The organism is Pseudomonas sp. Z003-0.4C(8344-21), assembly GCF_900104975.1.
Lineage (GTDB): Bacteria > Pseudomonadota > Gammaproteobacteria > Pseudomonadales > Pseudomonadaceae > Aquipseudomonas > Aquipseudomonas granadensis.
In genome coordinates this window covers 1,428,832-1,446,635 of the sequence record NZ_LT629756.1, presented here as the reverse complement: position 1 = coordinate 1,446,635, position 17,804 = coordinate 1,428,832, and the positions used below count along the sequence as shown (strand labels likewise).

The 17,804-nt window shown below is 57.6% G+C and carries 21 protein-coding genes and 1 tRNA gene; 9 read left to right on the top strand and 13 right to left on the bottom strand.

What is annotated here, in order from left to right:
* Positions 1 to 3 precede the first annotated feature (3 nt).
* Positions 4 to 1,068 carry a tRNA preQ1(34) S-adenosylmethionine ribosyltransferase-isomerase QueA gene (queA, locus tag BLU24_RS06795; RefSeq protein ID WP_093098560.1) on the bottom strand — a complete coding sequence of 355 codons (1,065 nt, stop codon included), beginning with the start codon at positions 1,066 to 1,068 and terminating at the stop codon, positions 4 to 6.
* A gap of 108 nt (positions 1,069 to 1,176) precedes the next feature.
* Here queA and BLU24_RS06790 point away from each other — a divergent pair.
* A tRNA-Leu gene (locus tag BLU24_RS06790) sits at positions 1,177 to 1,261 on the top strand.
* Between the two features lie 3 nt (positions 1,262 to 1,264).
* On the opposite strand, the gene BLU24_RS27530 is transcribed toward BLU24_RS06790, so the two are convergent.
* The 5 genes from BLU24_RS27530 to BLU24_RS06765 all read right to left on the bottom strand — a co-directional run bounded on the left by BLU24_RS27530 (position 1,265) and on the right by BLU24_RS06765 (position 4,676).
* Positions 1,265 to 1,507, bottom strand: coding sequence for a hypothetical protein (locus BLU24_RS27530; protein ID WP_157720822.1), 243 nt, complete (start codon positions 1,505 to 1,507; stop codon positions 1,265 to 1,267).
* Positions 1,492 to 1,779 carry a hypothetical protein gene (locus BLU24_RS06785; protein WP_093098558.1) on the bottom strand — a complete coding sequence of 96 codons (288 nt, stop codon included), beginning with the start codon at positions 1,777 to 1,779 and terminating at the stop codon, positions 1,492 to 1,494. Before BLU24_RS06785 ends, BLU24_RS27530 begins: the two co-directional genes overlap by 16 nt.
* The gene (locus tag BLU24_RS06780; RefSeq protein WP_093098556.1) at positions 1,776 to 2,498 is read right to left on the bottom strand and encodes a peptidoglycan recognition protein family protein; all 723 of its coding nucleotides are present in this window, start codon (positions 2,496 to 2,498) and stop codon (positions 1,776 to 1,778) included. Before BLU24_RS06780 ends, BLU24_RS06785 begins: the two co-directional genes overlap by 4 nt.
* Positions 2,498 to 3,037 carry a PAAR domain-containing protein gene (locus BLU24_RS06775; RefSeq protein ID WP_093106482.1) on the bottom strand — a complete coding sequence of 180 codons (540 nt, stop codon included), beginning with the start codon at positions 3,035 to 3,037 and terminating at the stop codon, positions 2,498 to 2,500. The genes BLU24_RS06780 and BLU24_RS06775 overlap by 1 nt, the downstream gene beginning before the upstream one ends.
* Positions 3,038 to 4,415: 1,378 nt before the next feature.
* A complete protein-coding gene (locus BLU24_RS06765; protein WP_093098551.1) occupies positions 4,416 to 4,676 on the bottom strand; it encodes a DUF6429 family protein in 261 nt (86 codons plus the stop codon).
* A 170-nt stretch (positions 4,677 to 4,846) separates the two neighbouring features.
* Between BLU24_RS06765 and BLU24_RS06760 the strand changes: the two genes are divergently transcribed.
* The gene (locus BLU24_RS06760) at positions 4,847 to 5,176 is read left to right on the top strand and encodes a hypothetical protein (protein ID WP_093098548.1); all 330 of its coding nucleotides are present in this window, start codon (positions 4,847 to 4,849) and stop codon (positions 5,174 to 5,176) included.
* Positions 5,177 to 5,194: 18 nt separating this feature from the next.
* On the opposite strand, the gene BLU24_RS06755 is transcribed toward BLU24_RS06760, so the two are convergent.
* Entirely contained in the window at positions 5,195 to 5,563 is a 369-nt protein-coding gene (locus tag BLU24_RS06755; protein WP_093098545.1) for a PH domain-containing protein, read from the bottom strand.
* A 191-nt stretch (positions 5,564 to 5,754) separates the two neighbouring features.
* On the opposite strand from BLU24_RS06755, the gene BLU24_RS06750 reads away from it, so the two are divergent.
* The 4 genes from BLU24_RS06750 (at position 5,755) to BLU24_RS27745 (ending at position 9,365) form a co-directional block, all read left to right on the top strand.
* The gene (locus BLU24_RS06750) at positions 5,755 to 6,114 is read left to right on the top strand and encodes a hypothetical protein (protein ID WP_231990194.1); all 360 of its coding nucleotides are present in this window, start codon (positions 5,755 to 5,757) and stop codon (positions 6,112 to 6,114) included.
* 116 nt (positions 6,115 to 6,230) lie between these two features.
* Positions 6,231 to 7,022 carry a hypothetical protein gene (locus BLU24_RS06745; RefSeq protein ID WP_093098542.1) on the top strand — a complete coding sequence of 264 codons (792 nt, stop codon included), beginning with the start codon at positions 6,231 to 6,233 and terminating at the stop codon, positions 7,020 to 7,022.
* Between the two features lie 72 nt (positions 7,023 to 7,094).
* The gene (locus BLU24_RS06740; RefSeq protein ID WP_093098539.1) at positions 7,095 to 9,014 is read left to right on the top strand and encodes an alkaline phosphatase D family protein; all 1,920 of its coding nucleotides are present in this window, start codon (positions 7,095 to 7,097) and stop codon (positions 9,012 to 9,014) included.
* Positions 9,015 to 9,173: 159 nt separating this feature from the next.
* Complete coding sequence (locus BLU24_RS27745; RefSeq protein ID WP_172833244.1) at positions 9,174 to 9,365, top strand: type II toxin-antitoxin system Phd/YefM family antitoxin; 192 nt, start codon at positions 9,174 to 9,176, stop codon at positions 9,363 to 9,365.
* Here the strand turns inward: BLU24_RS27745 and BLU24_RS06730 are convergent, their stop codons facing one another.
* Positions 9,366 to 10,547, bottom strand: coding sequence for an aspartate aminotransferase family protein (locus BLU24_RS06730; protein ID WP_093098534.1), 1,182 nt, complete (start codon positions 10,545 to 10,547; stop codon positions 9,366 to 9,368).
* A gap of 102 nt (positions 10,548 to 10,649) precedes the next feature.
* Between BLU24_RS06730 and BLU24_RS06725 the strand changes: the two genes are divergently transcribed.
* The 3 genes from BLU24_RS06725 (at position 10,650) to BLU24_RS06715 (ending at position 12,839) form a co-directional block, all read left to right on the top strand.
* Positions 10,650 to 11,585, top strand: coding sequence for a LysR family transcriptional regulator (locus BLU24_RS06725; RefSeq protein ID WP_093098531.1), 936 nt, complete (start codon positions 10,650 to 10,652; stop codon positions 11,583 to 11,585).
* 15 nt (positions 11,586 to 11,600) lie between these two features.
* The gene (locus tag BLU24_RS06720) at positions 11,601 to 12,005 is read left to right on the top strand and encodes a GNAT family N-acetyltransferase (RefSeq protein WP_093098529.1); all 405 of its coding nucleotides are present in this window, start codon (positions 11,601 to 11,603) and stop codon (positions 12,003 to 12,005) included.
* 132 nt (positions 12,006 to 12,137) lie between these two features.
* Positions 12,138 to 12,839, top strand: a complete 702-nt coding sequence (locus BLU24_RS06715) for a hypothetical protein (protein ID WP_093098528.1) — start codon at positions 12,138 to 12,140, stop codon at positions 12,837 to 12,839.
* 270 nt (positions 12,840 to 13,109) lie between these two features.
* On the opposite strand, the gene BLU24_RS06710 is transcribed toward BLU24_RS06715, so the two are convergent.
* The 5 genes from BLU24_RS06710 to cyoB form a co-directional block, all read right to left on the bottom strand.
* Positions 13,110 to 13,601, bottom strand: coding sequence for a RidA family protein (locus tag BLU24_RS06710; protein WP_090286073.1), 492 nt, complete (start codon positions 13,599 to 13,601; stop codon positions 13,110 to 13,112).
* A gap of 310 nt (positions 13,602 to 13,911) precedes the next feature.
* The gene (cyoE, locus tag BLU24_RS06705; protein WP_090286075.1) at positions 13,912 to 14,799 is read right to left on the bottom strand and encodes a heme o synthase; all 888 of its coding nucleotides are present in this window, start codon (positions 14,797 to 14,799) and stop codon (positions 13,912 to 13,914) included.
* A gap of 10 nt (positions 14,800 to 14,809) precedes the next feature.
* Entirely contained in the window at positions 14,810 to 15,145 is a 336-nt protein-coding gene (gene cyoD / locus BLU24_RS06700) for a cytochrome o ubiquinol oxidase subunit IV (protein WP_007916940.1), read from the bottom strand.
* Positions 15,145 to 15,768 carry a cytochrome o ubiquinol oxidase subunit III gene (cyoC, locus tag BLU24_RS06695; RefSeq protein WP_090286077.1) on the bottom strand — a complete coding sequence of 208 codons (624 nt, stop codon included), beginning with the start codon at positions 15,766 to 15,768 and terminating at the stop codon, positions 15,145 to 15,147. The genes cyoD and cyoC overlap by 1 nt, the downstream gene beginning before the upstream one ends.
* Positions 15,769 to 15,771: 3 nt before the next feature.
* On the bottom strand, positions 15,772 to 17,802 hold the full coding sequence (cyoB, locus tag BLU24_RS06690) for a cytochrome o ubiquinol oxidase subunit I (protein ID WP_090286080.1): 2,031 nt from the start codon (positions 17,800 to 17,802) through the stop codon (positions 15,772 to 15,774).
* Positions 17,803 to 17,804: the final 2 nt, after the last annotated feature.

Sequence of the window (17,804 nt, the reverse complement as noted above, 5' to 3'; positions counted from 1 at the left end):
GACTCATTCTGTTTCCTCTGGGCCTGATTGTTCAGGGGCAGTTGGAGCGGGATTGCGGGTGATGAACATCGCATCACCGTAGCTGAAAAAGCGGTAACCGTTGTCGACCGCGGCTTTGTAGGCAGCCATGGTTTCCGGGTAACCGGCAAATGCCGAAACCAGCATCAACAGCGTTGATTCCGGCAAATGGAAATTGGTCACCAGGGCATCGACCACATGAAACGGCCGGCCCGGGTAGATAAAGATGTCGGTGTCGCCACTGAACGGCTTGAGCACACCATCGCGCGCCGCACTCTCCAGCGAACGCACACTGGTCGTGCCGACCGCGATTACTCGACCGCCGCGCGCACGGCACGCCGCCACGGCATCGACCACATCCTGGCCGACTTCCAGCCATTCAGTGTGCATGTGGTGATCTTCGATCTTGTCGACGCGCACCGGCTGGAACGTCCCCGCACCGACGTGCAGCGTGACGAACGCGGTCTCGACGCCCTTGGCCGCAATCGCCTCCAGCAACGGCTGATCGAAATGCAGCCCCGCCGTCGGCGCCGCCACCGCGCCCAGACGCTCGGCGTACACGGTCTGATAACGCTCGCGATCCGAGCCCTCATCCGGGCGGTCTATATAAGGAGGCAACGGCATGTGCCCGACACGATCGAGCAGCGGCAGCACTTCTTCAGCGAAGCCCAGCTCGAACAACGCATCGTGACGCGCCAGCATCTCGGCTTCGCCACCGCCGTCGATAAGGATCTTCGACCCCGGCTTCGGCGACTTGCTCGAGCGCACATGCGCCAGCACGCGGTGACTATCGAGCACGCGCTCGACAAGAATTTCCAGCTTGCCGCCGGACGCTTTCTGCCCGAACAGCCGCGCCGGAATCACCCGGGTATTGTTGAACACCATCAAATCGCCCGGGCGCAAATGCTCAAGCAAATCAGTGAATTGACGGTGTGCCAGGGCGCCGCTCGGCCCATCGAGGGTCAGCAGGCGACTACCGCGACGCTCGGCCAACGGATGGCGGGCGATCAGCGAATCAGGAAGCTCGAAAGTAAAGTCAGCAACGCGCATGATGGGGTTCGTCTAGCAGGGCCGGAAAGTCTAGCGGAAATATCAAAAATTGACCATGAAACGTGATTGACCAACGGTAATGACCTCTCTATACTTCGCCGCCATTGAGCCCTGATGGCGGAATTGGTAGACGCGGCGGATTCAAAATCCGTTTTCGAAAGGAGTGGGAGTTCGAGTCTCCCTCGGGGCACCAAAATTAAGAAAGGTCTTGCTTTGCAAGACCTTTTTTTTCGTCTATGGAAAAGTGGGCTGTTGGTTTTCGTATGCCGGGGATGCGAAGTTTGCCTTCAACAACCGCGCCGATGGTCAGGCGCCGGAAGATTGGAAAACCAAGCAAAGCACTGACGAGACAGAGAGCTGGCTGAGCAAATTGCCGCCGATTAAAAAAGGCCTCCGAAGAAGCCTTTTTTGAATCCCAGCCATCTATTTTTTTCTGCAAACTTCAACGTCGTTTTGTGTTTTCAGATCGGTATCGATGCCCAGCCGGTATCTGCAGTAATCAACGATCCAGATACGCTCCTCCTCCGTGAGCCGTTCGACCTTACGAATTTCTCCGTCATTCGCGTGGATGTTGTAAAACTTCATCTGAAACGTCGGATGCTTCTTGATGAACAGGATGGTTTCAATGTCTCCATCCTCCAGCGCTTCGTAATACCCAACGTAGAGCACGGTCACCAGAACCAAAACCATCAGCGCAATCAGTTTCTTCATTCTTGCGGCGCCGGAGGTGGGAGTAGTTGAGTTTTTGCTCTGAGATTCCTGACCAACTCCATGCCAATATTTCCGGGACAGATCTTGCCTTCAGATGCTTGACCTGGGTATTCCCGATGTCCGCCAAAATGCTTGATTACAAACACACTCTTCAGCGCATCGATCAGATGTATCAGCGCAGTGATCTGGGCAGCAGGTATTACGTTTGTTGTGCTGTATCCGAGGCTATCAAGCGCAACACGGCCCTTCGCGACCCAATCTCCGCCCTCCTTCGGTGTCGTCAGGTTTTCCAGTAAAACAATGCCAATCAGGCCTGTATTGAATTTCAGGACACTCGAACCTTGAAGGCGTATATCGCGCCCCTCATAAACTTGCCCGGTGCAATCAATACCGAAGTGGTAGCCGATATCGTCGTATTTCTGGCTTAGGTGCCCCTTCTGGATTTCCTGCATCTGCTCTGCACCGGGTGTACAGCTGTGGCTTCGACCGGCGTGATGCAGGGCGATCATGGTGTAATCCCAATCCATCACCATATCCGGCTTGCCTTTCACCGCTCCCCACGAGGATCGCTCTACGAACGTGGTGTTTAGTGAACGGACCTTCTTGATGATCGCTTCACGCGTTGCCGCTCGATCATTGACGGTAATCGGTATCGGACACATGAACTCGCCGGGCTTGATTTCTTGGGCGGTCGCTTGAGTTGCGAATAGATTGGTCATCAGGCCCCCTCCGCCAGCTCATGGAGCGTTCGAGCCGGAGCGCTGAACATGACGTGCAGTGAAATCTTCGCATCGGGAGTCGGTGTCTTTACGTGAGCAATTCCATTGGCATCGGTTACGCCCGTGGTTTCTACTCCGTTGACTGTCGCCACAAAGTCACGGAAAGCCAACGGAGTGCCCGTTTCGCTGTCGGTGATGCTGAAGGCCTGGCCGTAAGTCTTTTGGATCGCAAGAGGAAGTGGAGGTACGAACGGAGCAGGCGTATGCGAATCCCCGATAATTACGGTGCCGGAGCCGCCGACTACGACGTCACCGTGCGTACCAACGGAATCAACCGTTGCTGCGTTTTTACCATTGATAAAAACGGTCGCTGATACACCTGAAACCAATGCGCTGCCGCATGTGCAGGTATCCCCCTTCCGAGCGGCAGCAAGTCCATCGAAGAAAACGTCAGCAGAGCCTGAAGCGATGGCTTTGGCGCCATGCCCTGGCATTGGGCAACTGGTCGGATCGGTTAAACGTGCTGCGGGCTTTGCCACAATTGACTCCTTGTCATTATCGTCTATGAACCCGACCTTATCAGAAATCAATAGGCCCGGTCCGCTAAGACCGAGTTTCAGCAATAGTCGCATCAGAAGCGTTACACCAAATGGCCGCGTTACACCCCTCAAGATTGGCGTTTGAAGTCGGTGTAACGTTAAGAATATCCAATAAGTACAGTCACTTACGAATGATCGTTACACCAGTTACACCAGTTACACGAGTTACACGAGTTACACCATTTCGGAGGGATATAATTCCCCCGCGCCCCGTAAGCATCAATCCCACCAGCGAACGTCAGGTGTTTCTCCCGCTGTATGCTTGGGGCCCCTGAGGTTCTCTTTGAGACACGGGGTCGGAAACCCGCGGGACTTTGTTAGCGGACAAGTGCCCAGCTTAGTGAAGAGGCGAACCGGGTGAACGCACAGTTCACCAGTGCAGTTGCACAAATGATGGGAGGACGCCGGGGACCCTGAGCGTATCTGAATGAAACTGGGCATAAAACCCGCGGGATCTTGTTAGGCTGATTTTTTCAGGATGGTTGACAGGTTGACTCGGTTGACAGCTGACGGTGTCCATAATCATCAACACGAAAGGCCATCGTTACCGATGCGGTAATGATGGCCCTTTTCGACCGAATTTCTTTCAATTTCAATGACTGAAATTTCAGTAACTTGAAAACCTTCCACTAACACGGTCCCGCGGGTTTCCGGCCCCGTATCCTTTAAATAGTCCCAGGGGCCCGGCGACTTTTGGGCAGTTGATTGCTTTCTGCCATCCTCCGGCTAACCTCCATTCCTGCTGGTCATCACGAACCTCGGCCAGCCAGCAGACATGATTAAAAATGTTGAGTCATTAACGATCCGACACACGGAAGCGAGGACTAGCGAATGCAATCATTTATCGTAAATAAGAACGTTCAAGCGAACGGCGATCACGAAGTGCACAACACGACGACTGGCTGCAGGTACATGCCGCTCTTGGAGAATCAGGTATCACTCGGAAATCACTTAAACTGCACCGGCGCTGTTAGCGCCGCTCGTGGGGCAAACCCTACACTAAGAATTAATGGTTGCTACCATTGCTGCAACCCTTGCCACACCAGCTAGGTTCTTGGCAAAGCAGTGCGGGGATTGCGGGTCGTTTATGTCCAGATCTAGGATTGTGTGATCATAGGGCCAAGCAAGCTGTATCCCTGTGTGTATCCCTAACTACATAATCCGGCTGTAGGCCATTATACGGAAGACTCCAGTCTCCCTCGGGCACCAAAGTTAAGAAAGGTCTTGCTTAGCAAGGCCTTTTTTTCGTCTGCATTGAAGTGGACGCGCAACGCTGAAGGCTCACCACCGTGCGGGTCGCACGTGACATAGCACGGACTCAGGTGTCGGAGTCGTTTGCAGGCTCAGCCTGAGCACTTACCCCAAACAACCGCACCGCCATCGCCCGCCCCCGCTCCAACCCCTCCTCCGTCAGCCAAACCGATTTATTCCTGTTAACCGGGTCACTGATCAAACCCTGTTCATGCAATCGATTCATGATCTCGAAGTCATACCCTTTCCAGGTATGGCCGTGATCGGAGGCGTAAGCCGCCAAGAGGGCAAGGACGGCGTCGTCGATCAATTTTTCGTCGTATTCCATGGTAGTTACTCCACTGATGTTCAGACCGCTCTAATCAAACCGCCACATCAAAATGAATGTCAACGCTGCGCCAGCGGCTCGTATAATCACGCCCGCGCTACAGGCCTACCGGCTGCATCTTCGTGTGCGCATCGGTTCCAAGTCCTCCCCTTCAACTGACAAGACACCCCATGGAAACCTCACTGGAAACCATCGCCCTCTTCTCCCTCAAACTCGCCTACGAGGAGGAAGGCCTGAGCCCGATTTTGCGTGACGACATGGTCATGGGCGATTACCAGAAAGACATTTTCGAGCTGTTGGTCAAGCGCGGCGATGTGCAGGCGATTCAGTTCAAGATGAACGAATGCCTGAGCCTGGCGATGGATGCGTTAGGCGGTGTCGAGAAGCCGTTGGGGCGGGAGTTGAGCAAGTTGTCGGCGCAGTTGAGTCGGGCGCAGTCGCTGGAGCAGTTGCATCAGCCGCTGCTCGCGATCAAGGGGTATTTGCGCGACATTCTTTGAATGCCGCGCGGGCAATGCTTAGAGCAGATAGCTGGAGATGTACTTTGAAATTTCCACCATCGACGTCTTGCCGGTGAATTCGAATTTCACTTTGCCTAGTGACGAAAAGTAGATCTCCAGTTCCGAATCCAGATCGAACGTGCCCGATGTTTCCACGGAGTAGGCGACGATGTTCTTGTAGGGCAGCGAGGTGAAATCCTTTTTGCTGCCGGTGATGCCCTGGACGTTGACGGCGATGATGCGCTTGTTGGTGAAGACCACGCCGTCGCGCATGGCTTTGTAAGCGTCGATGACTTGTTCGCCTTCCAGCAACAGTGCGCTGACGCGCTCGGCGTACTCGTCGTTCTGTTTGAGTTTGAAGAAGCCTTTGTTGTTGAAGTCGATCATCTGTCCATCCTCTGGTTGAAGAAAAAATCCTGCACTTTACTTACGCACTCTGACGACTCGAATGTCGCTCGCCCCGCCGTTACGCAGACGAAGAAAGTGGCGCGAAGCTACTATTTTGCTATCTTGCCGTCCACTGCCGACGGCGAGGTTTCGAGCGCCTCGACGGTATCGATTTTCTAAGGACACGCAGCATGCTGGCTTTTCTTTACCTGTCCATTTGGACTGTGGTGTGGGTCTGGATCGCGACCGAGCGCGGAAACTGGAATCTGATTCAGGCCAACCTGGCGGGCGCTGCCGGTGGCTTCATGGTCGCGATGACCGTTTCGGTCATCGTCTCAAGCCTCTTCCCGTCAGATGCAGCTTCGTCGACGCACTTCAAAGGAAGCGTAATGGCTGTGACCACCACGGCAGGCGCGCTGGCGGGTGTCTGGATGTGGCTGGCCAGTCGACCACGGCCAGCGCATCCGCTAGTACGCCACATAGTGGCTGGCCTCTGTGCATTGGCCGCTGGCGTGACGACATTAACGATTATTGCAGTCAACTTTCGCTGAGCAGCGCACTCACCGCTGGCGTTACGCGTGGGTTTTGCTATCGTGCCGCCCATCGTCAGCGCTCACCACGGGAGTGCATTGATCTTGGCTTTTTGAAGGGTTAAGGAAAGGATCGAATGGATTTTTTGCGCTTGCTGGCATTTGTTGCGGTGTGGGGTTTCATGTGGCGCTGGGTGGTGAAGAACCGCGGCAGCTGGAATCTGTTTTTCGGCAATATGGTCGGTTTGGCAGGCGGTTTGATCGTCGGCCTGGTGGTGTTGTCCATCAGCCTTTCGCTGTTCCCGATGGCACACGAGCCGAAAACGCAGGCCGTCGAAGAAACCGCTGCCCAGACAGTCGACCCCGCTGCGGTAATGCCTGAAGCCGAGCCTGCGAGCGTTACGGTAAAGGAGCCTGCGCCGGCACCTGCGCCAGCACCTGTACCCACGCCTGCATCCACCCCGGTCACCAGCAACCTCCCAACCTACGTTGCCAGCACACCGCAAAATGAGCCTTCGCCGCCGGAGTCTCCGCTCATGCCGTTTTATAGCCAGCGCATGGCAACGACGACGATATCGGAGAAGAAACTTGAAGACGTTGTGGGCGCGAACGTTGTCACCCTGCGCCGAATGATGGGAACGCAGCCTGACGCTGACAAGTCAGTACTGGCAGCGGTCATGTGCGTTCCGTTCGTACAAAGAGCCATGCGTTTTCCGGCAGCGGCGATGATCACTCCACGAGCCAAAACCGATAGCCGATTGTTCAAGGATCAGACCTACACCATCACCAATACCGTCACCGCCCGCAATATGCTTGGCGACGACGTTCTCTACCAATTCGATTGCTCGATCAAACAGTTGCCGGCCGACGCTGCAGGTTACTCCGACTGGCAATTGCTCGACCTGAAATTGAAGAAGGCCGACTCTTAAGCCTCGCTTAAGCGCTCAAGGCGCCGGCTGCGTTATCATCGCCAGCCTGTACGCCTTGAGCTTTGCCCTTCGATGTCTGAACACCTGACCGATCCCTCTTTGCTGCCGCCGGTTCTGGCCGGCCCGCTGTTGCGCCGTCTGCAGCCAACGCGGCTGGTCATGTGGCTGGTTGGTAGCCGCGAACTGGCGCTGACCTTGCGCCTGCAAGGTGTAGGAGAGATTCCCCTCGATGCCGGGAAATGCACGGTCATTTCCGTAGGCCGTCATGCGTTTGTTCACCTCATTGATGTTGCGCTCGACAGCGCCCTGCCCTGCGATACGCGTATCGACTATGACCTGCTGATTGATAACGCCGCGGGTGTTGCCGACTGGGCGCCGCATCTGCTGTATGGCGAGGCGACGAGTCCGAACTTCGTCCTGCGCGCGCGGATCGATCAGTTGCTGCATGGTTCCTGCCGCAAGCCGCATCACCCGGCAACCGATGGTCTGCTTTGCGTTGATCAGCTGCTGGCTGAGGAAGCCGATCCGCAACAACGCCCGGCGCTGCTAATGATGAGCGGCGATCAGGTCTACGCCGACGACGTCGCCGGGCCGATGCTGCGGGCGATTCATGCGTTGATCGAACGGCTCGGCCTGTTCGACGAACACCTCGAAGGCGCGGTGGTCAGCGACAGTGCCAAGCTCTATGAACACCCGGCCAGCTACTATCACCGCGCGGATTTGTTACCGGCGCTGGAAAGCAACGAGACGTTGCGCGAGCGATTTTTCGGCGGTGCGCGTAAGCCGATTTTCACCAGCAGCAGCGCCGACAATCATCTGGTGACCTTCGCCGAAGTCATGGCGATGTATCTGCTGGTGTGGTCGCCGACGCCGTGGGCGTTGATCAACCCGCAGGCACCGACGCTGACGCCGCCGCGGCTGAAGCGATACCGCCTCGAACAGACGCGCATCGATGCCTTCAAGGCTGGCCTCGGCAACGTCGCCCGGGCACTGGCGCATCTGCCGAGCCTGATGATTTTCGACGATCACGACATCACCGATGACTGGAACCTGTCCGCGCAGTGGGAAGAAACCGCCTACGGCCATCCGTTTTCCAAGCGCATCATCGGCAATGCGCTGATCGCTTATCTGTTGTGCCAAGGCTGGGGCAACAATCCCGATGCGTTCAAGGAAGTATTGACCAAGACCCGACAGCTGAGCGCCAGCGGCGATGACGGTTATCTGGACCAACCAGTGCAGGATGATTTGATCGATCAGTTGCTGCGTTTTCAGCAGTGGCACTTCGTTCTGCCAAGCAGTCCGGCGCTGGTGGTGATCGACACGCGCACGCGGCGCTGGCGCAGTGAAATGGCGCTCAAGCAACCTTCGGGTTTGCTCGATTGGGAAGCGCTCAGCGAACTGCAGCAGGAACTGCTCGATCACCCGTCGGCGATCATCGTTTCCCCGGCACCGATCTTTGGTGTGAAGTTGATCGAGACCGTGCAAAAGGTCTTCAGCTGGTGCGGTTATCCACTGCTGGTCGATGCGGAAAACTGGATGGCCCATCGCGGCGCCGCGCAAGTGATCCTGAATATTTTCCGCCACTCGCGCACACCGGGTAACTACGTGGTGCTGTCGGGTGACGTGCATTATTCGTTCGTCTACGAAGTGCTGATCCGCCATCGCAAGGCCGGCCCGCGTATCTGGCAGATCACCAGCAGCGGCATCAAAAACGAATTCCCACCGGCCCTGCTGGAATGGTTCGACCGCCTCAACCGCTGGCTCTACTCGCCACGCTCACCGTTGAACTGGTTTACCAAACGCCGGCAGATGCGCATCGTGCCGTATACGCCCGAACATGCCGAGGCCGGGGAACGGTTGTGGAATTCGGCGGGGATTGGACAGGTGTTTTTCAATGAACAGGGGCAGCCGAGCGAGATTGTTCAGCACAATTCGAATGGGGCGGTGAAGACGCGGATGTTGGCGCCAGAGTTGGGGGATGAGCCGGATTAAGGGATGACCGGTGAGGTTCCATTTGACAGCAGCTCAGTTGCTGACAAGTACTGGCGATCAGGATTACAAATCTCTCGGAAACGTCTCCAGAATACCTGGGTGATACTGGGCACAATTGAATCCTGCCGAATTGTGCTCTACCCACCAAAGGTCTGTCTCATGCAAACCATCCCCTACAGCAAAGTCCGAGCGTGCCTTGCAAAATCCATGGATCAGGTCATCAACGACCGCACTCCCCTGCTCGTTATCAGGCGAAGTGCCGATCCTGTGGTAATGATTTCCTTGGCAGATTACTGCGCAATGATGAAAACAGCCGAAGCAGTAAGTGCTCCAGCTGTTGCGATGCCGTGATTACGAAGATTGGATGGAGGCCAGTGCTCGCCCAACCCCTCTGACAATCATCCCCACCTCCCGCTCATCAATCGTCAACGGTGGCAGCAGCCGTATGGTCTTGCCGCGGGTGACGTTGATCAACAAGCCATGGTCCCGTGCGGCAATCATGGTCAGGTCGCGCACCGGTTGTTTCAGCTCGATGCCGATCATCAGTCCCTGTCCGCGAATCGCCAGCACATTGGGGTTGTCGGCCAGCTCTGCGCGTAACCGGGCCAACAGGCGCTCGCCTTGTACCCGCGCATTTTCCAGCAGACCTTGTTCTTCGATGATATCCAGCACGGTGCAGGCGACCCGGCAGGCCAGTGGGTTGCCGCCGAAGGTGCTGCCGTGGCTGCCGGGGGTGAACAGGTCGGCCGCGCGGCCGCGCGCCAGGCATGCGCCGATCGGCACGCCATTGCCGAGGCCTTTGGCCAGGGTCATGACGTCGGGAACGATGCCTTCGTGTTGAAAGGCGAACCACTGCCCGGTGCGGCCCATGCCGGTCTGGATTTCATCGAGCATCAGCAGCCACGCGTGGCGATTGCACTGATCGCGCAGGGCTTTGAGGTAACCGGGCGGCGCGACCTGCACGCCGCTTTCGCCCTGAATCGGCTCGACCAGAATCGCCACGATGCGCTCGCCGTGTTTACGCTGCACCTGCTCCAGCGCGGCGAGATCGCCGAACGGCACTTTGACGAAATCCCCCGGCAATTCGTTGAAGCCCAGGCGCACCGCCGGGCCATCGCTGGCCGACAAAGTGCCGAGCGTGCGGCCATGAAACGCGTTGGCCATGACCACCACCAGCGGCTGTTCGACACCCTTGCGCCAGCCATACAAACGCGCGAGTTTCAGCGCGGTTTCATTGGCTTCGGCACCGGAGTTGTTGAAGAACGCGCGCTCCATGCTCGCCAACCGGGTCAGCCGTCTGGCCAGCTGTTGCTGCCAGTCGATGCTGTACAGGTTGGAAGTGTGCAGCAGCAGTCCCGCCTGCTCGCTGATCGCCGCAACAATGCGCGGATGCGAGTGGCCGACGTTGGTCACTGCCACACCGGCCACGGCGTCCAGATATTCACGACCGGCCTGATCCCACAGGCGAGTGCCCAGGCCTTTGGTGAAGCTGAGGGCCAGTGGTTGGTAGGTGTTCATCAGCGCGGCGGTCATGACGTGAAACTCCAGTTCGGGTCGGTGTGCTGGCAGTATGGTTAGCCAGCGAAACTGGATAAACTCGGCAAAACTTCAATCATTTGAAAGCCGGGCTTGATAATGGATTTATTCCAGTCAATGAGCGTGTACGTCAAAGTCGTCGAGGGCGGGAGCATGACCGCAGCCGCTTTGCAGTGCGACATGTCGACGACAATGGTCGGCAATCACCTGCGTGCGCTGGAGCAACGCCTCGGCGTGCAATTGCTGCAGCGCACCACCCGCCGCCAGCGGCTCACCGAATTCGGCAGCGTTTATTACCAGCGCTGCCTGGACGTGCTCGGTCTGGTCGCCGACTCCGAGCGCCTTGCCGAACAGGCCCTCGACGAGCCACGCGGCTTGCTGCGCATTGCCGCGCCGCTGACCTTTGGCGTCGAACGCCTGACCCCGGCGCTCAGCGAATACGCCCTGCTGTATCCGCAAGTGAAACTCGACGTGGTATTGACCAACGGCCGCCCGGACCTGCTGGAGAATGGCCTCGATGTTGCGTTCCGGCTGGGCAGTTTCGATGAGTCTTCCAACCTGATCGCCCGCCCCTTGATCGACTACACCCTGACGGTCTGCGCCTCGCCGGATTACATCGCGAGACGCGGCATGCCGCACACCCCGCAGGATTTGCAGCAACACGATTGTCTGTCCTTCGCCTACCCTGCCGGGGATGACTGGCAATCAGTGGAAAAACGCTGGCGCCTCAGTGGCCCGGAGGGCGAAGTCCTCGTCGACGTGAGCGGCCCGCTGCTGATCAACAGCTCCGCCGGTTTGCACCAGGCCGCGCGTAACGGCATGGGCATCATGATGCTGCCCGATGCACTGGTCGAACAGGACCTGCGCGAGGGCAGACTGGTCAAGGTGGTCGCCGATTACCCGCCACCGAGTCGGCCGATGCATCTGCTGTACGCGCCGGATCGTTATCGTTTGCCGAAACTGCGCAGGTTCGTCGAATTTGCGATGCGCACCTGGGGGAAACCTGACGCCGGGCGCTCAACAATCGAAAGCTGAAAAGGACATCAATCCATGCAGAACACACTCAACGTTCGCAACTTGCGTCCCGATGAGACAGAGTCGGCGCGGCTGTTTCTTGGCGAGCATGGCTGGCGCCATCGCACCGGCGACGCCGAGTCGTTCGCTCGCTTGATCGGCAATTCGCAACGCACTGCCATCGCCCTGCTCGGCGATCAGATCGTCGGCTTCGCCCGCGGCATCACTGACGAAATCTCCAATGGCTACCTGTCGATGGTGGTGGTTGATGCTCAGCATCAACGCACGGGCATTGGCCGTGCGCTGGTTGAGCATGTGATGGGCGACAACCCTGACATCACTTGGTTACTGCGTGCGGGACGCGAGGGCGCGGAAGCCTTTTTCACCAGCCTTGGCTTCGAAATCTCCGTGATTGCCATGGAGCGTCCGCGCCAGAAATAGCAGTGGCTGGGAAAAAACCCGACCACCAGCCCGTTGCTCCGTGACAACGCCGCCCCGCTCCCCTAAATTAGTCGGCCTGAAAAAGCCCTGGGCTTGTTCGTCTCCATTCAAGTTAAAAGTAGTGAAATTTCAATGTCCGATTTCAACACCGCTGAATCCGTAGTCACCCAGTCGTCCAAAGCGGAATACGAAAACTCCATCAATCTTTCACAACACCTGCCACAAGCCAAAATCATCAGCGAGATGGTCCTCGACGCATTCCAGTCGACCCGCGAGAGTGACCAGATCCGTGAACTGCGCGCCGCGATTCGTCAGGCTCACGACAGCTTCGATGACGATAAGGCCTACGAACTGATGGGCGAACTCAAAGCACTGAAAGACGCCGAGGCTGCGGACCTCGCCGCCCTGGAAGACCTGAGCAGCAAGTTCTCGATCGGGCGCATTCTGTCCAGCTTCAAGGACGACCCGGCGTTTCAGGAAATCGTCTATGGCCTGGCGCTGAAAGTGCTGAACCAGACCCATCAGGCGATCAGCAATCCGAGCGGCGGCAAGGGCAAGGCTGCGAAGAAGAAAGAAGTGGAAATCTTCACCATCAGCAAGGACGGCGCCAGCGTGACCCTGCCGCTGCGCACGCCGCGTTCGCGTCTGAACGTGGATCGGGAAGCGCTGGAATTCCTTGGTTTCACCTTCGTCGGTGAAGGCGATGAGGCGGAGCTGGAAAGCGAAACTTTCCTGGATAATGCCGGGACGGAACAGGCTGTGAACCGCAAGAACATCATCACTGCGCTGCAGCAGAAGACGGCGTTTGACGGGTACAGCATCGCGGCGCAGTAAGCTGCCGAGCGCTTGTGAAGAAGCCCCGTGCTGAGTGATCAGGCGGGGCTTTTTTATCGGCTGGGGATTGGCGGTGTTGAATCGATCGTCGCCCCTCACCCCAGCCCTCTCCCGAGGGAGAGGGAGCCGATTTAGGCTGTTTTCAAGATTGCGGTTCACTCAATATTCAGGTCGCCGTAGTTTCAGAGAACGACTCGGTCAGTCCCCTCTCCCTCCGGGCGGTCCGACGTTTCGGGAGGGTTAGGGTGAGGGAAACAGGCGCCGCCGATCTCAAGCCGAAGCATGCACCGCTGCAATCATGTCCACTTCAATCGCCGCATTCTTCGGCAACTGATACACACCAATGGTGGTGCGCGTATGCCGCCCGGCATCGCCCAGCACGTGGCTGAACACATCCGAAGCGCCGTTGGCCACTTCACTCAGGTCGACGAAATCAGCCGTCGACTTCACATACACCGTCACCCGCAGCAGCGCGCGGATCTTGTCCAGCGACCCCACCGCATCGACGATCAGCGCCAGGCAACGCATGGCGCTGATGCTCGCAGCGGCTTGCGCGTCCTTGAGGGTCAACTCCAGCCCGACACGGCCCGGATACAGAATCTTGCCATTGACCCGCGGCACCATCCCGCTGATGTACAGCTCATCGTGATGTCGAATCAGCGGTGCGTAATTGCCACCGGCGGTGTTCTCGCCATAAATGTCGTAGTTCAGTTCTTCGGCCAGGGCGATAAAGCGCTCATCGCAGGTCATCCGTTCGGTCATTGCGCCCAGCCTTTTGATCGGTGCAGGTTGAGACAGTTGGGCGCCGGAAAACGGGTGGGGCTATCACTGTCGTGGTTGGATCCGAATCTAGGTCTTTTACCGAGAGCCCGCAACCGCAAACCTCTGATGGAATTCAGTGGCAGGGCTATTCGCGAGCAGGCTCGCTCCCACATTTATTCTGCGTCGCCCACCTGTCTGCTGTGGGAGCGAGCCTGCTCGCGAAGGGTGGCACCTCGAACCAGCATAATGCAGCCACAAAAAAACCCGCACATCTCTCAATGTGCGGGGTTTTTCGTGAAGCCTTTGAACCTTACGGCGCGTACGTCAGCAGCAGCTCGCTCGGCACCTTGAAGTCCAGAGACATCATGACGCTCAGCGCGGTAATGGTGAAGATCGAGAACACGAACAGCTTGCGTGCCCAGACCGTGTCATCCACTGCCTTGTAGCCGGTCCAGGCCATGTACAGCCAGTACATGCCCATGGCCGCGGCGACGGCGAGGTAGCTCATGCCGGCGTAGCCGCTGAAGGTCAGCATCAAGGTCGCTACGAGGAACGCCAGGATGTAGAGCAGGATGTGCTTCTTCGCCACTTGAATGCCGCGCTTCACTGGCAGCACCGGAATCGAGGCGGCCAGGTAATCGTTGAAGCGGAAAATCGCGATGGCGTAGGAATGCGGCATCTGCCACAGGCTGAACATCACCAGCAGGGTCAGCGCGGCCATGTCGAAGCTGTTGGTGACGGCGACGTAACCGATCACTGGCGGCATGGCGCCCGACAGACTGCCCACCAGCGTGCCGTGAACCGACTTGCGCTTGAGGTACAGGCTGTAGAAGCCGACGTAGATGATGAAGCCGATTACTGCGAACAAGGCAGCCAACGGGTTGGCCACCTTGTACAACAAGGCAACGCCGAGAACACCCAGAATGGTCGCGTAAACCAGGGCCAGTTTCAGGGAGATCAAGCCCTGGACCAGCACCCGGTTCTTGGTGCGTTCCATCTTCAGGTCGATGTCGCGGTCGATGCAGTTGTTGAACACGCAACCGGAGGCCACGACCAGGGAAGTACCGATCATGGCGGCCAGAAACACCGCCAGATCGACATGCCCTTTCGAGGCCAGGAAGAACCCGCCTGCCACAGAAAGCACGTTACCGAAAATGATCCCCGGTTTGGTGATTTGGATAAAGTGCTTGAGCGACATCGGGTCTACCTCACTTCGCCATCATGTACGTGTGGATGCTGAACATGATCCACAGCGACAGGCCAACCAGCAGCACGATCACGATCGCCGTGAAGACGAAGGCGATCACGTTGTTGCGCTGAGCAATGGAACGGTCCAGGTGCAGGAAGTAATACAGGTGAACGATCACCTGGATCACGGCGAACAACAGCACGATTGCCAGCGTCGTCGCCTTCGGCAGGCTCGGGTACATCACCAGGCCGAACGGGATGACGGTCAGGATCACCGACAGGATGAAGCCGATGGCATACGACTTTACGCTGCCGTGGCCAGCATCATGGCTGTCATGGGAGTGTGCATTAGCCATTACAGAGTCCCCATCAGGTAAACAACGGTGAATACGCAGATCCACACCACGTCCAGGAAGTGCCAGAACAGGCTCAGGCAGCTCAGACGGGTCTTGTTGGTCGCCGTCAGGCCGTGCTTGTTGACCTGGTACATCATCACGCCCATCCAGATCAGACCGGCCGAAACGTGCAGACCGTGAGTACCGACCAGGGTGAAGAACGCCGACAGGAAGCCCGAACGGCTAGGACCGAAGCCCTCGGAGATCAGCAGGTGGAACTCGTTGATCTCCATGGCGATGAAGCCCGCGCCGAGCAGGAAGGTCATGAACAACCAGCCCAGGACAGCCTGCTTCTTGCCTTTGTACAACGCCAGCATGGCGAAGCCGTAGGTGATCGAACTGAACAACAGCAGAGCGGTTTCGCCCAGCACGTAAGGCAGTTCGAAGATGTCGTGGCCCGACGGGCCACCGGCAACGTTGTTTACCAGTACTGCGTACACCGCGAAGATCGACGCAAACAGAATGCAGTCGGTCATCAGGTAGAGCCAGAAACCGTATACGGTCATCTCGCCCGAGTCGTGGTGATGGTCATCGTGCCCATGGTCACCATGGGCGTGTCCAACATTGGTCACTAAGTTCGACATGGTTTAAGCCTGTTCCAACGAGGTTTCAACACGGGTGGCACCGGCCGGGATTTTCCCTGCCGCGACCAGACGCTTGTGCTGCTCGGCTTCGATACGCTCGATCGTTTCAACCGGAACCATATAGCCCTGGTCGTCACGTGCAGCGTGAATCACGAAGTAAACGACGGTGCCCACCAGGCTGGCGATCGCCAACCACCAGATGTGCCAGATCATCGCGAAACCGAAGACGGTCAACAGTGCGCCCATCACCACGCCAGTGGCGGTGTTGTTCGGCATGTGGATCGGCTCGTACTTGGCCGGACGCTGGTACGCAGTACCGTTTTCCTTGGCTTCAGTGAACGGGTCGATGCAGTCAGCCTTAGGCAGCACAGCGAAGTTGTAGAACGGTGGTGGCGACGAGGTCGACCATTCCAGCGTGTGCGCATTCCACGGGTCACCGTGATCGCAAACGTTCTCTGGCTTGTTGCGGTCACGCACGCTCACATAGAGCTGGATCAGCTGGCAGGCGATACCGACAGCGATCATCACCGCACCGAACATGGCCACGTACAGGTACGGTACCCACTCAGGGTTGGTGGTGGCGTTCAGACGACGGGTCATGCCCATGAAGCCCAGTGCATAGAGCGGCATGAACGCGACGAAGAAGCCCGAGATCCAGAACCAGAACGCTGCTTTACCCCAGCCTTCGTGCAGCTTGAAGCCGAACGCTTTCGGGAAGTAGAACGCGAAGCCAGCGATGTAACCGAATACCGCACCGCCGATGATCACGTTGTGGAAGTGCGCGATCACGAACAGGCTGTTGTGCAGCACGAAGTCAGCACCCGGGATGGCCAGCAGTACACCGGTCATGCCGCCGATGGCGAAGGTCACCATGAAGCCCAGAGTCCACATCACCTGGCTGGTGAAACGCAGACGGCCCTGGTAGATGGTGAACAGCCAGTTGAACAGTTTCACACCCGTCGGGATGGAAATCAGCATCGTCGCCAGACCGAAGAAGGCGTTGACGCTGGCACCCGAACCCATGGTGAAGAAGTGGTGCAGCCAAACCATGAAGCCCAGTACCGAGATCGCGCCCGAGGCGTAGATCATCGAGTGGTGGCCGAACAGCTTCTTGCCGGTGAAGGCCGAGATCACTTCCGAGAAGATGCCGAAGGCCGGCAGGATCAGGATGTAAACCTCAGGGTGGCCCCACGCCCAGAACAGGTTGACGTACATCATTGGATTGCCACCAAGTTCATTGGTGAAAATGTGGAAATCCATGTAACGGTCAAGCGTCAGCAGTGCCAGGGTCGCGGTCAGGATCGGGAACGAAGCCACGATCAGAACGTTGGCCCAGGTGCAGGTCCAGGTGAAGATCGGCATGTCCATCAGTTTCATGCCAGGGGTACGCATTTTCAGTACGGTCGCGAGGAAGTTGACCCCCGTTAGCGTCGTACCCAGTCCGGACAGCTGTAGCGCCCAGATGTAGTAGTCCATGCCCACGCCAGGGCTGTATTGCAGACCCGACAGCGGTGGATAGGCAACCCAACCGGTCTTGGCGAATTCGCCGACGCCCAGCGACAGGTTGATCAGCACAACGCCGGACACCAGCAGCCAGAAGCTCAGGGAGTTCAGGAACGGGAACGCCACGTCACGCGCGCCGATCTGCAGCGGCACTGCAAGGTTCATCAGGCCGGTGAAGAATGGCATCGCCATGAAGATGATCATGATCACACCGTGAGCGGTGAAGATCTGGTCATAGTGTTCAGGTGGCAAGTAGCCAGGCGAACCTTCGGTGGCCATGGCCAACTGGGTACGCATCATGATCGCGTCGGCAAAACCGCGCAGCAGCATGACCATGGCGACGATGATGTACATCACGCCGATTTTCTTGTGGTCGACCGAAGTCAGCCACTCGGTCCACAGGTACGTCCACTTCTTGAAGTAAGTGATCGCAGCGAACAGCGCCAGACCACCGAGGGCGATCATGGCGATGGTCACCATCACGATCGGCTCGTGGAATGGGACTGCTTCCCAACTTAATTTACCAAACATCG